Here is a 3,138-nt window from a genome sequence, read left to right on the forward strand (position 1 = left end):
CCCGATTAACATTGATTGTGGGGCGGGCGGGCAACCGGCTATACCGGAACCCCCCAACCGCTGCATCTGCAAACCCAAGCCCCTTGTAAATCGCAACCACGAGCCGGTGTAACGTGAAGACGACATCGCGTGCGTCCGCCCGGTCCATCGAGCCCGGCTGGTGCCAGACCACTTTCTTCCGGAGGAGAGTGGTGAGTTCCTCGACTTCCGTTCCCCGGAATTTCTCCGGCAGGACAAGCCCTGCAACATGATCCCCTGCCCCCGGCCATGCCTGCTCCGGGGGGAGGGCAAAGTGCATGGCAATCAAAGTGATGCTCGTGACGAAACCGTGGCCGAACTGGTGCTCCATGGGGAATGATGGGAGCGGGATGGCAAAAAGAATCCGGTCGCGGACGTCAGATGATGCTGAACCGGCCCAGCCAGACAATGATCGGGATGGCGATGATGAACGCGAGCGACAGGGAAAGGAGAACCCATTCCGGCCGTTTCAGCGGTTTCCTCGCAACAAACAGGTAACTCTCCCTGCCGTATCCCCGGCAGAGCATGCTCGTGTACACCCGCTCACCCTGCTCGTACGAGCGGATGAACATCGTTCCCATGGTGTACCCCAACTGGCGGAGGCGGTACCGGTAGGAGAGTTTCCGATCGAAGGCGTCGAAGCACTTGGTCATTAAGGTCTCGTTCATCTTCCGGAACATGTAGCCGAAGACGAAGAGGTAGCGGATCATCATCCCAAGAGCAAGGGCGAACTCCGCGGGGAGTCCCATCCGTGCCCCGCCTTCGAGCATATCGGGCATCTTTGTTGTGGAGGAGAGCAGGATGATAAACGAGATGCAGACCACGAACTTGACAAGCAGGATGAATGCAAACTCAATGGACTGGGCATAGATGTTAATCCCGAAGGGAAGGCTCATGACCACGTCATAGGTGGTGTAGTACTTGTTCTTTAAGAAAATCTGGAAGAAGATGATGACTCCCCAGAGCGGGATGATGGCAAGCGCCCGCCGGGCATAAATTACGGGCGAGAGCCCGGTGAAACACCAGAGCAGGGCAAAGAAAAGGAAGAAAACTGCCCCCACCGTGTAGATCATGGGAGAATAGGGGACGGCAACAAGGGCGATGATCGCGGCAAAGGCGATGACGATCTTCACCCGTGCATCCAGCCGGTGGACCGGGCTGTCCTTGTACGCATCCCGCTCGATCTGGAAGAGTTCTTCGATCATGATCGCTTGCCAAAGGCCTTCAGGAGGGACTCTTCTGCATCCGCGTACGTGTATGCCATGGATACGTCAACGCCGTGCTCTTTGAGCGACTTGAGCAGCCGGGGGATGACGGGGACGTCCAGCCGCACGGACCTGAGCATGTCCGGCTGGACGAAGATCTCGTCCGTTGTCCCCTGCGCCACGATCCTCCCTTTGTCCATCACATAGATATAATCTGCAACCTCGGGCACCAGCCCGACATCGTGGGTGGAGAAGATGACGGTCATCCCGTACTTCTTCGGGAGCGAATTGATGAATGCGTTGAGGTCGGTGACACCCCGGGGGTCGAGACCGGCGTTTGGCTCGTCCAGTACAAGGACTTCCGGTTCCATGGCGATGACCCCGGCAATCGCCACCCGTTTCTTCTCGCCCCCGCTCAGGTGGTGGGGGACCCGGTGGGCCAGGTGCTCGATCCCCACGACACGGAGCGCCTCGTGGACCCGGTGGTGAATGGTCTCTCCATCCAGCCCGAGATTCGTGGGGCCGAATGCGATATCCTGCTCGACCGTTGGTGAGAAGATCTGGTCGTCAGGGTTCTGGAAGACGATGCCTATGAACTTCCGGATCTCCTTGATGTTCTGTTTGGTGATGGGCTCGCCCCGGATAAGCACCGAGCCCGATGTGGCTTTGAAGATCCCGTTGAAGTGCTTGAAGAGCGTGCTCTTTCCGGCACCATTCGACCCGATAACGGCAATACGGGAGTTCCGGGGGGCAATGAAGGTGATGTTGTTAAGGGCGGTAACTTTTCCAGGATAGGTATAACAGAGATCGCGGGTCTCGATCAGGTGCATAAGTACTGCATATTGGATCAAAAAAGGTAAAGGTCTGTTGGTTTATTTTGCCGGCTTGCCGGCCATCCTGATGCCATAGGCAAGGCCGAGCACGACAAGGAACGCGAGGATCGTGCCAAATACGATTGCCACGATCCCTCCCATGGGACCCATAGACTCTCCAAGGGAGTAATCCGGCATGGGGGATTCATACGAGAACTTGCCGGTGAGGTCTTCGTGGATCTCGGCATCTTCCGGTGTTGCCCCCGTGAGGGTCTTCTGGCCCTGCACTACGAGCGCTGTACTCTCAAGGCCATCCGGATCGCCGGATGCGAGGAATACCGCCACGCCACCGATGAGGAGGGCGATGACAATCCCGACAATAATGAATGTCTTGTTGTCCATCATGGCATTCACGCTCCTGCGGGTACTTTCACACCGGTATCGACAAGGTCCGGGCGGGCGGCGGTAATCAGGTAGATTACTGCAACGGTGACGAACCCTTCAATAACACCGATGATGGCGTGGTAGATACCCATGGCAGCGAGCCCTTCTGCCAGCGGGAATGTCCCGGCAAGGAACATCTCGACTGCACAGGCAAGGGCCGGAATGAGACAGGCAAGCCATGCTGCGATGAACACCGAAACCGGCATGCTCTTTGTTGCACTCATCAAACCCCTGAACGTATAGAAACCAACGAAGCCTCCAATGACTCCCATGTTGATGATGTTGGCCCCAAGAACGGTGATGCCGCCATCGCCGAAGAGGACGGCCTGGACGATTAAAACCAGCGTGAGGATGAAGATTGCCGCAAACGGCGATCCGAGGATGATCGCGGCAAGAGCCCCGCCCACGAGATGTCCGCTCGTCCCCATGGAGACGGGGAGGTTGAAGGACTGGCGGGCGAAGATGCCCGCGGCAAGGACCGCAACAAGCGGGAGCTTCTCCTCGCTCATTTCGTTCCTGGCCCACCTCAGGGCCAGCGCAACAAAGACCAGGGCGATGATCCAGTAGATCGCTCCCTGCCAGATGGGTATGAACGCGTCAGGAATGTGCATGGTTTCACCACTGTACTACTATTTCAGATTTTTATCATATCTGTGATG

General features: G+C 57.3%; 5 protein-coding genes. All 5 read right to left on the reverse strand.

Annotated features, from left to right (window positions below):
• Positions 1-349 (reverse strand): hypothetical protein (locus CW742_RS09520; protein WP_292419644.1); only part of this gene is annotated, 349 nt, incomplete at its 3' end.
• Positions 350-395: 46 nt separating this feature from the next.
• The gene (locus tag CW742_RS09525; RefSeq protein WP_292419646.1) at positions 396-1,223 is read right to left on the reverse strand and encodes an energy-coupling factor transporter transmembrane protein EcfT; all 828 of its coding nucleotides are present in this window, start codon (positions 1,221-1,223) and stop codon (positions 396-398) included.
• Positions 1,220-2,053 carry an ATP-binding cassette domain-containing protein gene (locus CW742_RS09530; RefSeq protein ID WP_292419649.1) on the reverse strand — a complete coding sequence of 278 codons (834 nt, stop codon included), beginning with the start codon at positions 2,051-2,053 and terminating at the stop codon, positions 1,220-1,222. Before CW742_RS09530 ends, CW742_RS09525 begins: the two co-directional genes overlap by 4 nt.
• Positions 2,054-2,095: 42 nt before the next feature.
• Complete coding sequence (locus CW742_RS09535) at positions 2,096-2,440, reverse strand: PDGLE domain-containing protein (protein ID WP_292419652.1); 345 nt, start codon at positions 2,438-2,440, stop codon at positions 2,096-2,098.
• Positions 2,441-2,445: 5 nt separating this feature from the next.
• Positions 2,446-3,090 (reverse strand): cobalt transporter CbiM, encoded by a 645-nt coding sequence (gene cbiM / locus CW742_RS09540; RefSeq protein WP_292419655.1) that lies wholly within the window; start codon positions 3,088-3,090, stop codon positions 2,446-2,448.
• Between the last annotated feature and the right edge of the window lie 48 nt (positions 3,091-3,138).

Source organism: Methanoregula sp., from assembly GCF_002835825.1.
Classification (GTDB): Archaea; Halobacteriota; Methanomicrobia; order Methanomicrobiales; family Methanospirillaceae; genus Methanoregula.